The 16,791-nt window shown below is 67.4% G+C and carries 18 protein-coding genes; 9 read left to right on the forward strand and 9 right to left on the reverse strand.

Translation table 11 applies throughout. The features are described from left to right. Positions 1-48: 48 nt before the first annotated feature. From ACYR7D_RS06615 to ACYR7D_RS06635, 5 genes are all read right to left on the reverse strand, one after another. Complete coding sequence (locus tag ACYR7D_RS06615; protein WP_459548737.1) at positions 49-816, reverse strand: SDR family NAD(P)-dependent oxidoreductase; 768 nt, start codon at positions 814-816, stop codon at positions 49-51. 111 nt (positions 817-927) lie between these two features. Next, positions 928-1,665 (reverse strand): TMEM165/GDT1 family protein, encoded by a 738-nt coding sequence (locus ACYR7D_RS06620; RefSeq protein ID WP_459548738.1) that lies wholly within the window; start codon positions 1,663-1,665, stop codon positions 928-930. Positions 1,666-2,223: 558 nt separating this feature from the next. Next, positions 2,224-2,754: a peptidase gene (locus ACYR7D_RS06625; RefSeq protein WP_459548739.1), complete on the reverse strand. Its 531-nt coding sequence runs from the start codon at positions 2,752-2,754 to the stop codon at positions 2,224-2,226. 170 nt (positions 2,755-2,924) lie between these two features. Continuing rightward, complete coding sequence (locus tag ACYR7D_RS06630; RefSeq protein ID WP_459548740.1) at positions 2,925-3,548, reverse strand: superoxide dismutase; 624 nt, start codon at positions 3,546-3,548, stop codon at positions 2,925-2,927. 195 nt (positions 3,549-3,743) lie between these two features. Beyond that, positions 3,744-4,382 carry a hypothetical protein gene (locus ACYR7D_RS06635; protein ID WP_459548741.1) on the reverse strand — a complete coding sequence of 213 codons (639 nt, stop codon included), beginning with the start codon at positions 4,380-4,382 and terminating at the stop codon, positions 3,744-3,746. A 493-nt stretch (positions 4,383-4,875) separates the two neighbouring features. On the opposite strand from ACYR7D_RS06635, the gene ACYR7D_RS06640 reads away from it, so the two are divergent. From ACYR7D_RS06640 to ACYR7D_RS06655, 4 genes are read left to right on the forward strand one after another with little or no spacing between them, the layout of a single operon-like run. Beyond that, positions 4,876-5,238, forward strand: a complete 363-nt coding sequence (locus ACYR7D_RS06640) for a rhodanese-like domain-containing protein (RefSeq protein ID WP_459548742.1) — start codon at positions 4,876-4,878, stop codon at positions 5,236-5,238. An 18-nt stretch (positions 5,239-5,256) separates the two neighbouring features. Continuing rightward, the gene (locus tag ACYR7D_RS06645) at positions 5,257-6,300 is read left to right on the forward strand and encodes a DUF4328 domain-containing protein (protein ID WP_459548743.1); all 1,044 of its coding nucleotides are present in this window, start codon (positions 5,257-5,259) and stop codon (positions 6,298-6,300) included. Further along, positions 6,297-7,082: a glycerophosphodiester phosphodiesterase gene (locus ACYR7D_RS06650; protein WP_459548744.1), complete on the forward strand. Its 786-nt coding sequence runs from the start codon at positions 6,297-6,299 to the stop codon at positions 7,080-7,082. The genes ACYR7D_RS06645 and ACYR7D_RS06650 overlap by 4 nt, the downstream gene beginning before the upstream one ends. A 51-nt stretch (positions 7,083-7,133) precedes the next feature. After that, on the forward strand, positions 7,134-8,054 hold the full coding sequence (locus tag ACYR7D_RS06655; RefSeq protein ID WP_459548745.1) for a DUF5926 family protein: 921 nt from the start codon (positions 7,134-7,136) through the stop codon (positions 8,052-8,054). A gap of 257 nt (positions 8,055-8,311) precedes the next feature. Here ACYR7D_RS06655 and ACYR7D_RS06660 read toward each other — a convergent pair whose 3' ends face one another. The 3 genes from ACYR7D_RS06660 to ACYR7D_RS06670 form a co-directional block, all read right to left on the reverse strand. Continuing rightward, positions 8,312-8,866: a ferritin gene (locus ACYR7D_RS06660; RefSeq protein ID WP_459548746.1), complete on the reverse strand. Its 555-nt coding sequence runs from the start codon at positions 8,864-8,866 to the stop codon at positions 8,312-8,314. A gap of 92 nt (positions 8,867-8,958) precedes the next feature. Continuing rightward, positions 8,959-9,513 carry a ferritin gene (locus tag ACYR7D_RS06665; RefSeq protein WP_459548747.1) on the reverse strand — a complete coding sequence of 185 codons (555 nt, stop codon included), beginning with the start codon at positions 9,511-9,513 and terminating at the stop codon, positions 8,959-8,961. Between the two features lie 386 nt (positions 9,514-9,899). After that, positions 9,900-10,391, reverse strand: a complete 492-nt coding sequence (locus ACYR7D_RS06670) for a hypothetical protein (protein WP_459548748.1) — start codon at positions 10,389-10,391, stop codon at positions 9,900-9,902. 736 nt (positions 10,392-11,127) lie between these two features. Between ACYR7D_RS06670 and ACYR7D_RS06675 the strand changes: the two genes are divergently transcribed. Both ACYR7D_RS06675 and ACYR7D_RS06680 read left to right on the forward strand, forming a co-directional pair. Then, positions 11,128-11,928: a CPBP family intramembrane glutamic endopeptidase gene (locus ACYR7D_RS06675; protein ID WP_459548749.1), complete on the forward strand. Its 801-nt coding sequence runs from the start codon at positions 11,128-11,130 to the stop codon at positions 11,926-11,928. 112 nt (positions 11,929-12,040) lie between these two features. Further along, positions 12,041-13,402, forward strand: coding sequence for an LCP family protein (locus ACYR7D_RS06680; RefSeq protein WP_459550054.1), 1,362 nt, complete (start codon positions 12,041-12,043; stop codon positions 13,400-13,402). Positions 13,403-13,721: 319 nt separating this feature from the next. Here the strand turns inward: ACYR7D_RS06680 and ACYR7D_RS06685 are convergent, their stop codons facing one another. Then, positions 13,722-14,480, reverse strand: a complete 759-nt coding sequence (locus tag ACYR7D_RS06685) for a DUF2470 domain-containing protein (protein ID WP_459548750.1) — start codon at positions 14,478-14,480, stop codon at positions 13,722-13,724. 215 nt (positions 14,481-14,695) lie between these two features. Here ACYR7D_RS06685 and ACYR7D_RS06690 point away from each other — a divergent pair, with 215 nt between their 5' ends. The 3 genes from ACYR7D_RS06690 to ACYR7D_RS06700 all read left to right on the forward strand — a co-directional run bounded on the left by ACYR7D_RS06690 (position 14,696) and on the right by ACYR7D_RS06700 (position 16,784). After that, complete coding sequence (locus ACYR7D_RS06690; RefSeq protein ID WP_459548751.1) at positions 14,696-15,115, forward strand: hypothetical protein; 420 nt, start codon at positions 14,696-14,698, stop codon at positions 15,113-15,115. A 95-nt stretch (positions 15,116-15,210) separates the two neighbouring features. Then, on the forward strand, positions 15,211-16,125 hold the full coding sequence (pheA, locus tag ACYR7D_RS06695) for a prephenate dehydratase (protein WP_459548752.1): 915 nt from the start codon (positions 15,211-15,213) through the stop codon (positions 16,123-16,125). Further along, positions 16,122-16,784 carry a histidine phosphatase family protein gene (locus tag ACYR7D_RS06700; RefSeq protein ID WP_459548753.1) on the forward strand — a complete coding sequence of 221 codons (663 nt, stop codon included), beginning with the start codon at positions 16,122-16,124 and terminating at the stop codon, positions 16,782-16,784. Before pheA ends, ACYR7D_RS06700 begins: the two co-directional genes overlap by 4 nt. Positions 16,785-16,791: the final 7 nt, after the last annotated feature.

The following is a 16,791-nucleotide window of genomic DNA, read 5'->3' on the forward strand; positions in this document are numbered from 1 at the left end:
CGCCGCCCGGATTTCCGGGGCGGCGGGCGTCCTTGTACGGACCGAAGACTACCGCGGCGCCATGCGCAGCGCGCCGTCCATGCGAATGGTCTCGCCGTTGAGGTAGTCGTGCTCGACGATGTACTGCGAGAGCTGTGCATACTCGTCCGGCCGGCCCAACCGGGACGGGAACGGCACACCGGCCTCGAGGCCCTGCCGGTATTCCTCGGTGACGCCGGCCAACATCGGGGTGTCGATGATGCCGGGGGCGATGGTGTTGACCCGGATACCGAACTGCGCGAGGTCACGCGCGGCCGGCACCGTCATACCGTGCACGCCGCCCTTGGACGCCGAGTATGCGATCTGGCCGATCTGGCCCTCGAATGCCGCCACCGACGCGGTGTTGATGACGACACCGCGCTGTCCGGCCTCGTCCACGGTGTCGGTTTTGGCGATGGCGTCGGCGGCCAGGCGCATCACATTGAAGGTGCCGAGCAGGTTCACGGTGATGACCGTGCGGAACAGCTCGAGATCGTGCGGTCCGTTCTTGGACAGGATGCGCCCGGCCCAGCCGACCCCGGCGCAGTTGACGACGATACGCAGCGGCGTACCCGATTCGACCACCTTGGCGACGGCGGCACCGACTTCCTCGTGGCTGGTGACATCGGCGGCGAGCAGGGTGACCCCGTCGGGCACATTATCGCCGGCGCGCTCGATGGACTGCGGTACGTCGAGCCCGAAGACGGTGGCGCCCAGTTCGGCGAAACGCTTGGCGGTGGCGGCGCCCAGACCGGACGCGCCCCCGGTGACGATGGCGGCGGAACCCGAAATCTCCACGATGGTCCTCTCGTTCGTGACAAGCCAGTTGGCCTAACGTCAATTGCACCCTAACCCCTGGGTGCGCCGAGAGCGTGGACGGTCCCCTTGCGCTTTTCGGTGTTCGAATACTCAGTGTTGTCCGTCGGCCCGCTGGTCCCGGGCCACGACGGGAGGCGCCCAGGTCACAGCTGCTTCGCGGGCCATCCGGCGTACGTGCAGCCACCACAGGGCCACCGCGGCCGCGGTGGGCGCGAGCAGGGCGAGACCGCTCGCCGGGAGCAGGCCGAGCCCGGGGACGACCGTATCGATACCGGTGAGGGTGCCGATGAAGAGGAACAGCAGTCCGGACCCGAATCCGATGGCGCGTTCGGGTACATGTTTGCCCACCAGGATGCCCACGGCGATGGCGAGCGCGTCGGCGGCCACCATGCCGATGGTGGAGCCCAGCCAGACCGCCGCCCAATCGTTGTCGGTGGCCAGCGCGGCGGTGGCGAACATGGTGCGGTCACCGAGTTCGGCCAGGAGGAAAGCCGAGAGGACGACGAGGAAGGGCGCCGCGGTGGCGAAGCGGGGCGCCGCCGGTGCGTCGTCGCGATCATCGGTGACGAGCTCACGCAGGGTCCACAGGCCTACTGCCACGAAGGTGATCGCGGCCACCGCGGCGATAGCCGTGGTGGGGAGCGCGGCGCCGAGGAAATGACCGATCGCGACCGAGAGGACATGTACCGAGGCGGTCGCGGCGGCGATACCGCCGAGAACTACCCACCAGCGATAGCGCAGGGCGAACGTCAGGGCCATGAGCTGGGACTTATCGCCCAGTTCGGCAAGGAAAACTATGCCGATGGCGAGTCCGATGGTGGCGATCACTGAAGAGCTCCCGATCCTCCGGTTCGCCGGCCGGATTCGGGGTCGCCTCCGGCCGACAACGAAATTGCTGTCTGCCGAAGGTCTCGCCCACCGCGTGTTCCGGTTCACCCGACCGGACCCGTCCGCTGGACGGATCAGTATGTCGATCGTGTGATTGGGGGCTACTCCCCTTCGCTGCTGGCAACCCTACCGCAGCATATGGGAAGGAGCAAGAATCGAAGATCGAAATGCCTTTCGGCACAATAAGTTTGGCGTATCTACCCCGAAAGTTGGGTTACCCTCGAGATGGGGGTTGGTGGCCCTGAAGTAACTTTTGGCATCACTGCGGCAAACAGTGCGGGGGTGGGAAGACGCCTGCAGAGAGCAGGTTTCTCCGGTGGCCGAGCGATGGCCGGCCACCGTTCCGAGGCGGCCCACCTTCCGGCCGGGGCGGCGGGATGCGGAGCTGCGGTCAGCCGTTGTCACGCCGCGAAGAGGCGCCGGACTCTCCGCGGCGGCGGTGGTCACCCGGCGGGCTCGACCGTATCGATAGCGCTGTCCGGTGCCGGTACGCCGGTGTCACGCTGCTGTCAGCAGCATGGCCAGCACGGCGGTATCCGGATCGCTGATCGGGTCCAGGCCGACCCGGCTCACCAGGGAGGTGACGGTACCGTCCGCTTCGGCCTCCGCCCAGGCCGCGCGGTGCTCGAGTCCCAGGTGGGGTAGTCCCGGCAGGAGTACACACCCGGACGCGGCGCCGGTGCACTCGGGCAGGGAGGGGTTGGTCTCCGCGGGCGGATGCAGCATGAACAGCGCCGGCGGGGTGTGCTCGGCGAAACGCCCCGGCCGGACTCCGTCTTCGCCGAGTACGGGTCCCTCGGCGATCACCAGGCCCACGGTATCCGGCTCCGGATCATCGGGCAGTTCTTCGCGCACCCCGAAGACGGTCGAGGTGGCCAACAGGCCGGGCATGGAAGCGACGCGCACGGCGAGTACCAGTAGTTGTGACCATTCCTTGGTCGTATCGGGCCAGCGACCGGAGATGACGAAGCCGCGCAGCGCACCACTGGCGTGGAACGGCGTGACACCGATCGGACTGTTGCTGCGCATGATGCCTCCCGTGAGGTACCGGGGGCGGCCTTGCCCGTCCTCGAACTTTCGTGGAAGACGAGGATCGCGCAGAAAGCATCTGGCACACAAGTACCAGTGAGTGCCAACTCGGACGAAACGCATGAGACCCGCGGGCGCCGGGCCCGCGGGTCTCATGAGGGTGCCGGGGCTCAGCCGAAGATGAGGCCCTTGGCCTGGCTGGTCGCCTTGGCGAAACGATCCTGGACGTCGGCCCAGTTGACCACGTTCCAGAAGGCCTTCACATAGTCGGCCTTGACGTTCTTGTACTGCAGGTAGAAGGCATGCTCCCACATATCGACCTGCAGCAGCGGGATGATGCCCAGCGGAACGTTGGCCTGCTGGTCGTACAGCTGGAAGGTCAGCAGCTTCTGGCCCAGGGTGTCGTAGCCGAGCACCGCCCAGCCCGAGCCCTGCAGGCCGTTGGCCGCGGCGGTGAACTGCGCCCGGAACTTGTCGAAGGAGCCGAACTGGTCGTCGATGGCGGCGGCCAGCTCCCCGGTGGGCTTGTCGCCACCGTTGGGGGAGAGGTTCTTCCACCAGATGGAGTGGTTGACGTGGCCACCGAGGTGGAAGGCGAGGTTCTTCTCGTGCAAGAAGATGGCGCCGTGATCACCGGCTTCGCGCGCGGCCTCGAGCTTCTCCAGGGCGGTGTTCACCCCGGCCACGTAGGCGGCGTGATGCTTCGAGTGGTGAATCTCGTTGATCTGCCCGGAGATATGCGGCTCCAGGGCGCCGTAGTCGTAATCCAGATCTGGCAGCGTGTACTCAGCCACGAATGTCCCTTCCTTGTCGGGTCGAGCGCGTCCTGTGCGGGATGCCCCCGACCATTCGTACACCCGATCGGTCCAACTCGCCCCGATGCCCCACCATTCCACATTCGTGGGAACCGGGCCATCCTGGTGCGGCCGCGCGCTGCCGGCCGCGGCCGCCGGTGGGGCCGGTGGTTCGTCTCCACCGGCCGGGGCCGGCTAGAGCGGCGGGGCGATACTCGGATGGCTGGCGCGTGGGTCGCCTTTGGCGTGGGCCGCCCACCACCGTTCCGAGCCGGAGACCAGCTCGGGCAGCGGAATCGGGACTCCGCTGGGGCGATGGGCGGTGACCGTATCGAACCAGACCCGGATATCGAGCTCCCGGGGATCCACGCCTTCCTCCTGGGAGAACTCCAGCACATGCCGGGCGATCCGGTTGTCGATGGCGGTGTCGAAGCTCAGCAGCTCGCTCCACAAAACCCAGCTGCTGTCGTCGGGGTCGATGAACTCCCAGCCGTGTAGCCGGCTACCGCCGAAACTGGTGACCGCGGCGCTCAGCTCCGACAGCTCCAGCGGCAGGATCCGCGGCTCGAGGTCGTCCCATCGCTGCATCCGCAAGGACGCGGCAACTCGCGTTACACCGTGGAAGACGAGACGTACGCGGTGGGCGGCGACACTCGGCACCACGTCGATGGGTGACGTGCTGGAAGTTTGCTCCGCTAGGCTGAGTACCTCGAGGTCCAGTTCGAGCCGCTTGGCTTCGCTGTCCACATTCACTCCGAGGCAGCCGGCCTCCGACAGTGCCTTGTCGAGGCCGGCCGCGTTCAATTCGTCGAGTAACCCCCTGGTCGATGTCATGGGCGCCAGGTTACCGAGATAAGGGCCCGGATCAGGCTGGTTTTACCGTTTTCGACTCGCGTGGAACCGATCGTGGAATCCCCGCGTCCAATTGGATATCGGGCGTCGCGCCGACGCGGGTCCGAACCGGTGGCCGGACGGCCGCTCCGGGACTTTTTGGAGGGGAGTACCGGATCGGCCGTCCGGGTTCACTGTTATCGCAGGTCATCCCACCTACTGCCGGCTATCTGGAATATTCGTGCGCTGAATGATAGCTGGTATCAACATATTTCATTGTGTGTTATGTGCATAACTCATGAAATGTGCGTCCGGTCGCGCGCTGGGGTTCCAGGTGGCCCGGCTCGTCGGGAAAGCCGGTGAATTCATCGCAGCGTCCGGCGTGTCGGCGCCGGTCCTATCCCGCGGCCCGGCCCGCTCCGCCGAGCGGCCTCCGCCGTCCGGTCTCCCGCCGGAGCCGGGCAGCCACCCCGGTGGTTATGGCAGGATCAGAGACGTGACGAGCTTCGGAGTCCCGTCGGTATCGGTCGAGGCCGTACCCGCTGAATTCGACCAGCCGCCCGGGGAGGCGGCCGGTGCCGTCCTGCTCGATGTACGTGAAGACGACGAATGGCAGCTCGGCCACGCGCCCGGGGCTGTACACATACCGCTCTCCGATGTACCGGCGCGCTACGGCGAGCTCGACCCCGATGCCGACCTGTACGTGATCTGCCGCCAGGGCGGTCGCTCGCTCGAGGCCGTGAAGTATCTCGTGAACCTGGGTTATGAAGCGGTGAACGTGGTGGGCGGGATGGTGGCCTGGCAGCAACGGGGTCGTCCGCTGACCGCCGAGGGTGACGAGCCCGCGAAGATCTACTGACGAAGAGCGAGGTGCGCGGTGAGTACTGTGGTGCAGCCCTGTGCCCGCTGCGGTACGCGCTGGGCGGTGCAGGGTTCACCGATGCACTGGTGCCCGCGTTGCCGCGGCGTCCTGCTTTCCCCCGGGCCGATCGATGCTCCGCCGGAGCGGCGTAACTATCGCTGGGTCGCGCGCCGCCCGGGTCGGCCGAGCGGGACCGGGGGTGCCGTCGGCAGCGGCTCCCGCGTTACCGCCACCCCGCACTACGCCGAAATCCCCCGCTGGGGCCTGCGGGATCGGCCCGTATCCGCCCGGGAAGCCGAGCATCCGCGGCCGTTGAGCACGCTGACGCGGTGGGTCCACGCCGCGCTCCTCGCGACGGCCGCGCTGTTCGCCCTGGCCGCCGTGGCCGAACTCGGCCGCTATCTGATCCTGCTGCGTAACCGCACCCGGCTCATCGAACCGCCGCTGCTGTGGTTCTCCGACGCGCTGGTCAACACGGCCGCGCTGTTCGCACTGATCATGGCGCTCGTATCGGCGGTGGCCGCGCTGGGCTGGCTCATCGAGGCGCGCCGGGTGACGTTCGCCGCCGCGGGCCGCCGCGATCCCCGATCGCCACGTCTGCTCGCCCTCGGGTGCTTGATCCCGGTGGTCAACCTGGTCTGGCCCGGGGTTTTCCTCACCGAGGTCGTATCCGGCCGTGCCGATCCCCGGCCGCTGCACGCGGTGCGTATCTGGTGGGCGGTCTGGGTTTTCGGCGGGCTCTTGGCGGTGGCGGCGCTGTTCTGGCGGACCGCCGATTCGCTGCAGGCCAAAGCGGACGGCGTACTGTTCGCCGCGGTGACCGACGCTGTCGCGGCCGGTGTGGCCGTACTCACTCTCTGGGTGATACGGACCGTCGAGGGGCGGGATCTGCGCGGCCGCGAACGCCTGGCCCGCCGTTGGGTGATCGCCGTCGACCCGGCGACCCCGTTGATCGAACCGGTGCATCCGGGACCGGCCGCCGCGGGGCATACCACGGCGGAGACCGAGCCGGCCCGAGGTGGGGCCGATCGAGCACCACAGGAGGTTGGGGCCAAGTGAGCGAGGGCAGTGACCAGTCGGTCCGGGCCGGTCGCGCGCCGTTCGTGGTCGCGCACCGGGGCGCCTCCGCAGCGCGTCCGGAGCACACCCTGGCGGCCTACGAGCTGGCGCTCGAAGAAGGCGCCGACGGCGTGGAATGCGATGTCCGGCTCACACGGGACGGCCATCTGGTCTGCGTGCACGATCGCACCGTGGACCGCACGTCCACGGGCACCGGTCTGGTCAGCGAGCTCACCCTGGCCGAGCTGAAGGAGCTGGATTTCGGCGACGGCACCCCGGCCGGCGTGCTCACCCTGAGCGAACTGATCGAACTGGTTCTGGACTGGCGCAGCCGCCCGACCAAACTCTTCATCGAAACCAAGCATCCGGTGCGGTACGGGTCGCTGGTGGAAAGCAAGGTACTGGCCGAACTGCAGCGGTTCGGTATCGCTACGCCGGCCTCGGCGGCGCATTCCCGTGCCGTGGTGATGTCGTTCGCGGCCACCGCGGTATGGCGGATCCGCCGTGCCGCCCCCCTGCTGCCGACGGTGCTGCTGGGTGAGTCTTCTCGTTATCTGGGGGGAAGCGCGGCGACGACCGTCGGAGCGACAGCCGTCGGCCCCTCGGTGAAAACCTTGCGCGATCACCCGGATCTGGTGGACAAGGCCGCCGCCGCGGGGCGGGCCACGTACTGCTGGACCGTCGACGAGCCCGATGATATGCAGCTGTGCGCGGATCTCGGCGTGAGCTGGGTGGCGACGAATCATCCGGGCCGGGCGAAGGCCGTACTCGCCAATTGCTGAAATATGTGGCCTGCGGCTGATATCGCCGTATGCCGTGTAGTTTGACCTGCCGTGGGTAAGAGCAAACGCAATAGTCCGAAACCCGGTGGCAACCGGGCCCAGCGTCTGGCCGAACGGCGAGCGGCGTTGCAGGAGGCCGAGCAAGCTGTCGCCCGGCCCTTTCAGGGACTGGCCGCCGAATGCGATCTGGTCGCGCTGCGGGAGTTCGTGCCGTCGGCCACCGCTGAACTGAAGCTGGCCGGGGATATCGCCGCCGAGCGCGCGGTGGTGCTGGCCACCGTACTTCCGGGAGCCGTTTCCGCGCTGGTGCGTGCCGGCGAGACACCCACCGGATACGTCGGAATGCAGGTACAGGCGCCCAGTTCGGACCCGGCCGCCGATCTGGCGGCCTCCATCCTGTGGACACAGTCGGCCGAACCGGGGGACTCGCTGGCCGCCGCGCATGCCGCGCCGGGCGGTCCTGAGCTATCGGACGTCCTGGTGGCGGATAGCGCGCTGGAGTTGACCGTGCACCGGGATTTCGACTGGTGGGTGCCCGAAGGGGTGCAGCCGGATCCGCAGATAGCGGCCACCATCGAGCAGGCCAAACAGGCCATCATGCCATCGGAGCGGCTCGATCCGGGGCCCGAGGCGATCGGTGCCGCCTGGTGGGTCGATGCCGGTGAAAAAGCGCATCTGCGCTGGGTGCGACCGGAACCCGAGGACGAGCTGATGCTGGCGCTGGCCCGGTTGCACGCCTCCGGTGGACTGCATCTCGGCGAAGGTTCGCGCTTCGCGGGGTCGTTCCGCACCCATGGCCTGCTGGTGCCTGTCTTCGATCTCGATCCGGAACGGCATGCGAGTGAATGGAGTTCGCCCGCAGTGGAATTCGGTGAGCGTCTGCGTGAGGCGCTGGCGGTGGACACACCGTTGACCCCGGAACAGCGGCGCTCCCGGGACGGGCTCCGGTCCAGGCAGGTCACGCTGCGCTGAATAAGCCGGAATATTTTCCGCGAAACTCTTTTTTCCGACGCCGATCTGGGCTAGGTTCATTGATGTCGCCGCTTCTGGAACCCCCCGGCGACATCACGTCAGCCGACACAACGACCCGGCGCCGGCTGACGTACCGGAGCATCGGCCGCCCGACCTCGGCGCAGTAGGCCGGGACGGCCGATGCTCCCATGATCACCCGGGGGTCACCCCATCCGCCCGGCCCTGGACCGAGGTCCGGCGACGGCGACCCGAAACCGCTATCGGATATGGCCACCCGCCGCGGAAGGCGCACCGGCCGCATATGCCGGATCATCGCTCATCTCGCGCGCGATGAACTCTTCCAGATCGAACAGGTTCGACCCGGCCCGGTCGGCCACGGTCAGGAGGGTGGTCATCTTCGCGACCTCCTCCACCTGTTCCTTCAAGAACCACTGCATGAACTGCTCGCCCAGGTAATCGCCCTCCTCGCGGGCGGTACTGGCCAACTGAACCATCTGATCGGTAACCGTCTTCTCCTGCTCGAGCGCCATGGTGATCGGCTCGCGCGCGTTCTCGAAACGTGATTTCGCCGCGTCGACCCCGGCGATATCGACGCTGATATCCCGGTCCAGGAAGTACTGGACGATCATCATCGCGTGATTGCGCTCCTCGACCGCCTGCGCGTAGAAGCGCTTCGCGAGCTGCGGCAGGTCGGCGTTGTCGTACCAGACCGCGATGGCGATGTACTGGTGCTCGGCATTGAACTCGTGCCGAATCTGATCCTGCAACAGCGCATGGAATTTGCTGCGGGGGCTTTCCGGATGATTGGACATATCTCGAGATTAATGTCGGAAACGCCTTCTGTCATCCAAGTGCAGCCTTATTGAGGCTAGTATTGCCTTATTCGATTAAGGATAGTATTACCTTATCGGGTTCGCCCTGAACCGGCTGTTCTCGGCACCGAGCTGTTCGTCTGCGGAGGTTCTGGATGCAGTTCCCGGGCCACGAACTGCTCGACATCGAACCAGTCGCCACCCGAGCGATCCGCCACACTCAGCAGTGTAGACATGTCGGCAACATTCCGCTGCTGGCATTCGAGTAACCAGCTCATGAATTGCTCACCGAGGAAATCCGACCATTCCCGGGCCATTCGGACAAGCTCGGTGACCTGCTCGGTGATCCTCTGCTCGCGCGCGAGCAGAAAAGCAACTGCGGTATGCGGTGATTCGAAGGTCTGCCTGACCTCTCCCAGGCCGCCGATCGTTATCTCCAACTCGCGGTCGATCAGATATTGCACAATGCGCAACGCGTGACCGCGATGCTGTTCGGAAGTGAGATAACAATATCCCGCCAATTGCGGTAACCGCTGGATATCGAAATACACCGCGGCAGCCAAGTACTGCTGCGAAGCAGTGAGTCCGTGTCGAACCTGGGCGCGCAAGAGGGCGATAAAAGGCTGGGCCAGGTCGTCGTCTTTCATGTAATGAGTTTATGGCCGCGTCCATCGGCGCGCCCGTGGCACGCGGGGTCGAGCCCTTCCGGCGTCGCCTTTCGGCACTCGGGACTCGCGCCTGCGGTGCATGCGCTCCGAGTGCCGGAAGGCGACGCGGGCTCGGTCTTTCGACGGCCTCGCTGGGCTCGACGCAGCGAGGGCGTGGTGATCGCGCGAGCGGACGTGGGGCCGGCCGGGAGGTTGGAGTGGCGGTCCGCCGGGCGCTGCGGATGCGGTACTCATGACGGTCGCTGGTGGTGGGGAGGTCGTGCCCCGTGCGCGGAGGTAGGGCGAGCGGGCCGGGCCGGCCGCTCTACCATCGATATCGACTCGTCACAATATGGACCGCTATGTAACGGCGCTTTGTGTGGTGATCAGCCGGCGCTGCCGGTGCCCGGCAGCAGGCCCGGGAGGCCGGGCAGGGGCAGGTGCGGCAGGGGTGGCAGCAGGCCGGGCTGGGCGGCGGGGATGTGGGGGTTGGGGACGGGGAAGGCGGGCAGTCCGCCGCGGGGGGCGGGGCGGTCGTGGTTCCAGTGCGCGGGGGCGTCGTAGTCGCGGCCGCGGCCCCGGTCGTGGCGGTCGGGGTACTGGTTGTGGCCGCTGTTGAGGTGGTCGTTCCAGCCGTCGTAGTCCTGGCGGTGGTGGTCGCGGTAGCCGTAGTGGCCGTTGTCGTCCCAGCCGAAGCCGCCGTCGTTCCAGGCGTGGCCCTCGCCGTCGTTCCAGCTGCTGCTATCGCCGAAGCTGTGGCCGGAAGCGTCGGCGAGGGCGGTGCCGGCGGTGAGGGTGAGTGGCGCGAGGGCGAGGACGGTGATCGCGGCGATCCGGGCGGCGAGGCGGCGGGTGCGCTGCTGGGGGTTTCGGTTCATCGTGGGTCCTCACTCGGTCACGCACCCGGGGTGGGCGGGGTGGTCGCACTGCTTCGAGCGCCTATCGGAACACTGACTACCGTACCGCTAAACAACGGCACGTTCAATAGGTGAATAGCGAAAGTTGTGTTCACCGTCTCTGCGGCGCCGCCGGATGAGCCGGCTCATGAAGGAGATGAGCCGGTTGAGGAGGCGGGAGGGGAACTCACTTACGAGGGCGAGTAGGTGGGTCGGCCGGTGAAGGTGATGGGGGCCGGGCCGTGAAGGTGACAGGTGTACCGGTCCGTGAAGGACGACGCTGTGTTTATTGGCGGCGCCTGCGGCGCTGCGGGCTCAACCCTTCGTGGCCTCGTAAGCCTCGGTGCTGGGGTTGTGTCGGATGCGGATCACCGGTTTGGCGAGATGGGAGCTGCTGGACACCAGATCGGAGAGAGATCACCGGGCGGGGGCGTATGCGGGTGACTTTTCTGGTGAGGGTGTTTTCGCGGAGGGTGTCCTCGGTGGTTCGGGGCCCGTCTCGGGTCTGGAGCGACGAAGCGAAGGAGCGCAGCGACTGAGCGCAGGAGTGAAGACCCGAGACACAAGGGGGCCCCGAACCCCGCCCCGCCGGAGGCGGGGCAAATGAACACAGCCCGAGACACAAGGGGGCCCCGAACCCCGCCCCGCCGGAGGCGGGGCAAATGAACACAGCCCGAGACACAAGGAGGCCCCGAACCCGCGCGCCGCAGGCGCGCCGATGAACACAGCCAATAATCCCCTCATGGGCGAGAGCTATGTGGTCGAGGAGCGGATGCGGGAACAGCGGATGATCAGATGGGAGATCCTCGTCGTTCTGGGCGTCACGTTCGGACTCAGTGGACTCAACGCGGCGTTGTCATTGCTGGAGAGTGCGCTCGCCCCGGGCGGGGTCGGCGAGCAGACCGTAGCGTTGAATTCTTCGCGGACGACCCGATCCCTGCTCGACCTGCTCTTCCAGCTCCTCGGTGTGCTACGTCTGGCCGCGTGGGCGAGTCTGGCTCTTTACCTGCTCTGGCGTAGCGGTATCGCACCGCGGATGATCGGTCTGGCTCGCGTCAGGCTCCGGCCCGACGGGTGGCACGGCCTCGCCCTGGCCGCGATCATCGGGCTCCCGGGACTGCTGCTGTATCTCGTCGCTCGATCATTGGGTGTGAACGCGACCATCGTGCCCGACGCGCTGGCCGAACACTGGTGGCGGCTGCCGGTCCTGGTACTTTCGGCCTGCGCCAACTCCGCCGCCGAGGAGATCGTGGTGGTGGCGTACCTGCTCACCCGGCTGCGGGCGCTCGGATGGTCGGAGAATTCCGCTCTCGCCGCCTCGGCCCTGCTGCGCGGCAGTTACCACCTCTACCAGGGGCTCGGTGGTGGACTGGGCAACGTGGTCATGGGGGTGATCTTCGGCCGGTATTGGCAGCGTACGGGGCGTTTGTGGCCGCTGGTGATCGCGCATGCCGTGATCGACGCCGTGGCCTACATCGGTTACGGGGTATTGCGAGGACGGGTGTCATGGCTGCCCTGAACAGGGTGCCGGTGGGCCGGCTGTACCGTCGCAAGCGGCTCACCTGCCGCGGGAAACCAGAATTTTGCCGCTAACGAAAACAGCCGCGATGGATAAGTAGAGTTTGATGATGATGAACGGCGACGACCCTCGTATGCGCCGGGTGCCGCCGCGCAGCGGGGGACCCGGCGGAGCAGGCGCGCGCCGCCCCCCGCCGCCGCAAGGCGGTCGCCCGCCGGTCGAACCCCCACAGGTCATTCGCCGTAATGCCGGCCCCGCGCAGCGTGGCCGCCCCACCGAACGCTACGAACCGCCGCGTGCGTGGTCCCGGACTCCCGAAGGCCGGGAAATGCCCCCGGTCCGCCGACCCGCGCCGGACCGTGGCAGGCCGGACCCTCGAACCCACGCTCCGACGCAGCGGCCGGTGCCCTACCGTGGATCTGCTCACGCCCCCACCCAGCGCCCCGTTCCGTATCGGGACGACCGCCGGCGCCCGCCCCCGGGCGGGCAACCCCCGCGCGGGCGTGCGGCGGCGCCCCCGCCGCGCCGACGCCGTCCACGCCACATCGGCCGGTGGATCCTGGCGTTGCTGCTGGTACTGCTGGTGGCGCTCGTCTACGCGGTCGTGAAACTCGACGGCTCGCTCACCCGGATCGATGCCCTCGGCGATTACGAGGACCGGGTGGGGAACACCGCGGGCACGAATTGGCTGCTCGTGGGTTCCGACAGCCGGGCGGGCCTCTCCGAGGAACAGGAGCAGGGCCTGGCCACCGGCGGCGAGGTGGGTGACGCGCGCACCGACACGATCATGCTCGTGCACATCCCGCCCTCCGGCCGTACGACACTGGTGAGCCTGCCGCGTGACTCCTACGTCAGCATCCCCGGATACGGTCAGGACAAGCTGAACGCGTCTTTCGCCTTCGGCGGCGCCCCGCTGCTGACCCAGACTGTGGAGATCGCCACCGGACTCCGTATCGACCACTACGCCGAAATCGGTTTCTCCGGTTTCGCGAGCGTGGTGGACGCGCTGGGTGGGATCGATGTCTGCGTACCGCAAGCCATCGACGACCCGCTCGCCGGCCTCGATATCCCCGCGGGCTGCCAGGAACTGGACGGCCCGCAGGCCCTGGGTTTCGTACGCAGCCGGGCCACCGCCCTCGCCGATATCGACCGGATGAACAACCAGCGGCTGTTCCTGTCGGCCCTACTGGAGAAGGCGACCAGCCCCGCCACTCTGATCAACCCGTTCGCCCTGTGGCCGATGGCCCGGAACACAGCGGGCTCCCTCACCGTCGATTCCGGCGACCACCTCTGGGACCTCGCGCGCCTGGCCTGGGCCCTGCGTGGCGATACCCTGGCCACCTCTGTCCCGGTGGGTGGTTTCACCGATACGGCCAGCGGCAACGTGCTCCTCTGGGCGAAACCCGACGCGAGCCGTTTCTTCGAAGCCCTCGCCAACGGCGATCCGATCCCCGCCGAACTGACCGGCGAATGAGCTGGGTTATTCGGCGTCGGAGCCCCTTTGGTGGCACCTTTCCGCCCTAGAGACTCGCGGCTGCGCCGCATGCGCTCCGAGGGCTGAAGGCGCCGCGGGCTCAACCCTTCGTGGCCTCGTAAGGCTCGGTGCTGGGGTTGTGTCGGATGCGGATCACCGGTTTGGCGAGATGGGAGCTGCTGGACACCAGATCGGAGAGAGATCACCGGGTGGGGGCGTATGCGGGTGACTTTTCTGGTGAGGGTGTCTTCGTGGTGGTGTTTTCGCGGAGGGTGTCCCCGGACCCCGCCCCGCCGGAGGCGGGGCAAATGAACACAGCTCAGTTGCGGCGTAGCCCGTTGAGGAACGGGCATCCGGCCAGAGTTCTGACTGCCCGGCTGAGGGCTTCTACGTTTTCGGCGGGGGTGGCGAACGGGAGTCGGAAGTCGTGGTCGCCGTCGATACTTTCGATGCGTAACGTGAGCCCGTAGCGGTCGATCGCCAAAGGGTGGATACGGCCGTGCCGGAGATGGGCCGGGAGATGACGAGCCAGTTGTGCGACCACATCCGCGTGGTCGGCGTCGAGATGCTGTAGCCAGGCCGATTCCATGCCGCAGAACGGGTCGGGAGTCGCCAGGCGGAGTTCGTCGACGCAGACGGATTCGGCGCCGGAGGAGTCGGCCACCACGGCCGAGTCGAGTACCAGTCGCAGCAGGGTCGTCGTGTGGCCGATATCGAGCAGTGCGGGGTGGGGATGCTGCTCGGCAACCGTCGCTGCCAGGGTTCGTTGTGCCCGGGCCGGTACTCCGCGCACCCAGCCGCGGAGCCAGACCAGGGCCCGGACCGGTTCGCGCAGGGGTAGCGGGGCGTTGTCGGTGAGTTCCAGTACGGCGGGCGCGCCCGCGATCGCCGTACCGGCCGCGTGGGCCGCTGCGCTGTCGTCGGGCACCGCGATCACCACGTCTCCGCATTGCCGCAGGTAGTGCACTGCAACGGGGGTCGGGTCATTGCCGGGCAGGGCGAGGACGGCTTGTTCGGCGTGTGCGCAGGCATTGCGGACCCGTTCGGCGGTGGACGGGGCGGGGGCGGTCGGCGCCATCGGTACCTCCATTGCGGGCGTGCCCGACTTCACAAGCGGTGACTTAGGTTAACCTAAGCTAAGTTAAACTCGAAGACAAAGCAAGGGGACCAGCGTTGGTTCGGTGAAACAGCAGGTAGAACAGCCGATTTCCGGTGGCGAGCGCTCCGCTGCCGTCGGGTCCGGTGCTTGCCCCGGCGGCCCGAGGTCCGCAGCTGGAGGCCTACGATCAGGACGTGGTCGCTGGTGAATCCGAGCCGGTAATGGTCGAACTGACCGTGCCGAAACGTGCGGTCGAACGCGGTCCGGTGGACGAGCTGGTGGTGCCGATCGGGCGGTTCACCGGAAAACGCCTGGTAGATCTTTCTCTCCCCGATGACCGGATCGCCGATGTCCTGGCCCGGGTCGCGCACGAGCCGGATGGTTTCGTGGCGCGTACCGGCGACGGCGATCGTGCTCTCGCGATTCTGGCCGCCACCGCCGCGGCTCTGTGCGGGGACGATATCCGCAGCGCGTTGCGCAGCCCCGACACCGCGTTCTTGGCGGGTCTGTCCAGCGCTGCCGTGGCCGCCGTGCGGGAAGTCCTGCTGGGTATCGAAAGCGAGCGGCCCCGGGAAGTGGAGCAGGCGCTGCGAACTGCCCTCGGCGGCGGGTAGCAGCGCAAGCGCATCCCGGCGGCGCCGAATCGGTCCCGAGCCAGGTATACGACGCTGCAAGCCCTTCCGGAGGATGCACCAGTAGTCTCGTACCTGTGCCGCGTATCGCGTATTTCGGTCCGTCCGGAACCTTCACCGAGATGGCCCTCGCCGAATTCGAGAACTCGGGGTCCTTCGACGGGCCGGTCGAGCGGGTCGCCGCGCCCAGCCAGGCCGCAGCTTTGGATATGGTCCGGGCGGGAGAGGTGGTCGCGGCCGTGGTACCCATCGAGAGCTCGGTGGAGGGCTCGATCTCGGCGACGCTGGATTCGCTGGCGATCGGATCGCGGCTGCAGATCATCGCCGAGACCGAACTGGAAGTGACTTTCACCATCCTGGCTCGGGCGGGAACCGGTATCGCCGACGTGAAATCGCTGGCGGCCTACCCGGTCGCGCTCGCACAGGTACGGCAGTGGGTGGAACGCACCTGGCCCGGAATCAAGATCCACACCTCCGATTCGAACGCGGCCGCCGCGGAGGATGTGCGGGACGGCGTCGCGGATGCCGCGGTATCCACCGCCCTCGCCGGGGAACGGCTCGGGTTGAGCGTACTGGCCTCCGGCGTGGCCGACCACGAACAGGCGGTGACCCGGTTCGTGCTGGTCACCGTGCCGCGAGTGGCGCCCGCGCCCACAGGGGCGGACCGTACCTCCATCGTCCTCGAACTCCCGAATGCGCCGGGTTCGTTGATGCGCGCGTTCGCCGAATTCTCGACCCGCGGTATCGACCTCACCAGAATCGAATCCCGGCCCACTCGTACCGGTATGGGCACCTACCGCTTCTACCTCGACTGTGTCGGCCATATCGAGGATGCCGCCGTGGCCGAGGCACTCAAGGCACTGCACCGCACGGCTCGGATACGTTTCCTCGGCTCTTGGCCGGCCACCTCCGCGACCGGCACTCCGCCGCCGTCGGATGAACAAGCCGCGCTGTGGTTGACCCAGCTACGCAAAGGGGTGGCCGATCTGTGACCGCGAAACTCGTTCTGGTGCGACACGGGGAAACCGAAGGCAATGTCGCCAAGATCCTCGACACCAAACTGCCCGGGCTTCCACTCACCGAACGCGGTGTCGCCCAAGCGAAAACCTTCGGCTCCGGGCTGGTGACCCCGCCTCGGATGCTGTTCCATTCCCGGGCACTGCGGGCTCGGCAGACGGCCGGCTACATCGAGGCCGCCACCGGAGTTCGTGCCACGGCGCTCGATGGCGTCCACGAGGTGCAACTCGGTGATCTCGACGGTTCGAGCAGCGCGGAGGCCCACGAACGGTTTCTGACCACATACCGCTGGTGGCACGAGGGCCGGCTGGCCGAGCCCATCCCCGGAGGCGAATCCGGGCAGGATGTCCTGGATCGTTTCCTTCCCGCCCTCACCGGGCTACGCAGCGAATACCTCGACGGCTCTGCCGACGGAGATGTTCTGCTGGTCACCCATGGTGCCGCCATGCGTCTGGTGGGTAGGGTCCTGGCGGGAGTGGCGCCCCCGTTCACCACGAACAACCACCTGGACAATACCGAAACCATCGAACTGGTTCCGCTGCCGGACGGTGGATGGGAATGCGTGCGTTGGGGTCGTTTCATGCCGCCGTTCGGCGGAAAGGCCGAATCCGGCGCCGACGATCCGATGGGCTGAACGGTAT

This window comes from Nocardia sp. X0981, assembly GCF_977089955.1.

Excerpts from the sequence above, each read along its gene's own strand:
- ACYR7D_RS06680 (WP_459550054.1), top strand. The coding sequence starts at position 12,041 with ATGAACGGCGACGACCCTCGTATGCGCCGGGTGCCGCCGCGCAGCGGG.
- ACYR7D_RS06675 (WP_459548749.1), top strand. The coding sequence starts at position 11,128 with ATGAACACAGCCAATAATCCCCTCATGGGCGAGAGCTATGTGGTCGAG.
- ACYR7D_RS06670 (WP_459548748.1), bottom strand. The coding sequence starts at position 10,391 with ATGAACCGAAACCCCCAGCAGCGCACCCGCCGCCTCGCCGCCCGGATC.
- ACYR7D_RS06685 (WP_459548750.1), bottom strand. The coding sequence starts at position 14,480 with ATGGCGCCGACCGCCCCCGCCCCGTCCACCGCCGAACGGGTCCGCAAT.
- ACYR7D_RS06665 (WP_459548747.1), bottom strand. The coding sequence starts at position 9,513 with ATGAAAGACGACGACCTGGCCCAGCCTTTTATCGCCCTCTTGCGCGCC.
- ACYR7D_RS06635 (WP_459548741.1), bottom strand. The coding sequence starts at position 4,382 with ATGACATCGACCAGGGGGTTACTCGACGAATTGAACGCGGCCGGCCTC.
- ACYR7D_RS06660 (WP_459548746.1), bottom strand. The coding sequence starts at position 8,866 with ATGTCCAATCATCCGGAAAGCCCCCGCAGCAAATTCCATGCGCTGTTG.
- ACYR7D_RS06625 (WP_459548739.1), bottom strand. The coding sequence starts at position 2,754 with ATGCGCAGCAACAGTCCGATCGGTGTCACGCCGTTCCACGCCAGTGGT.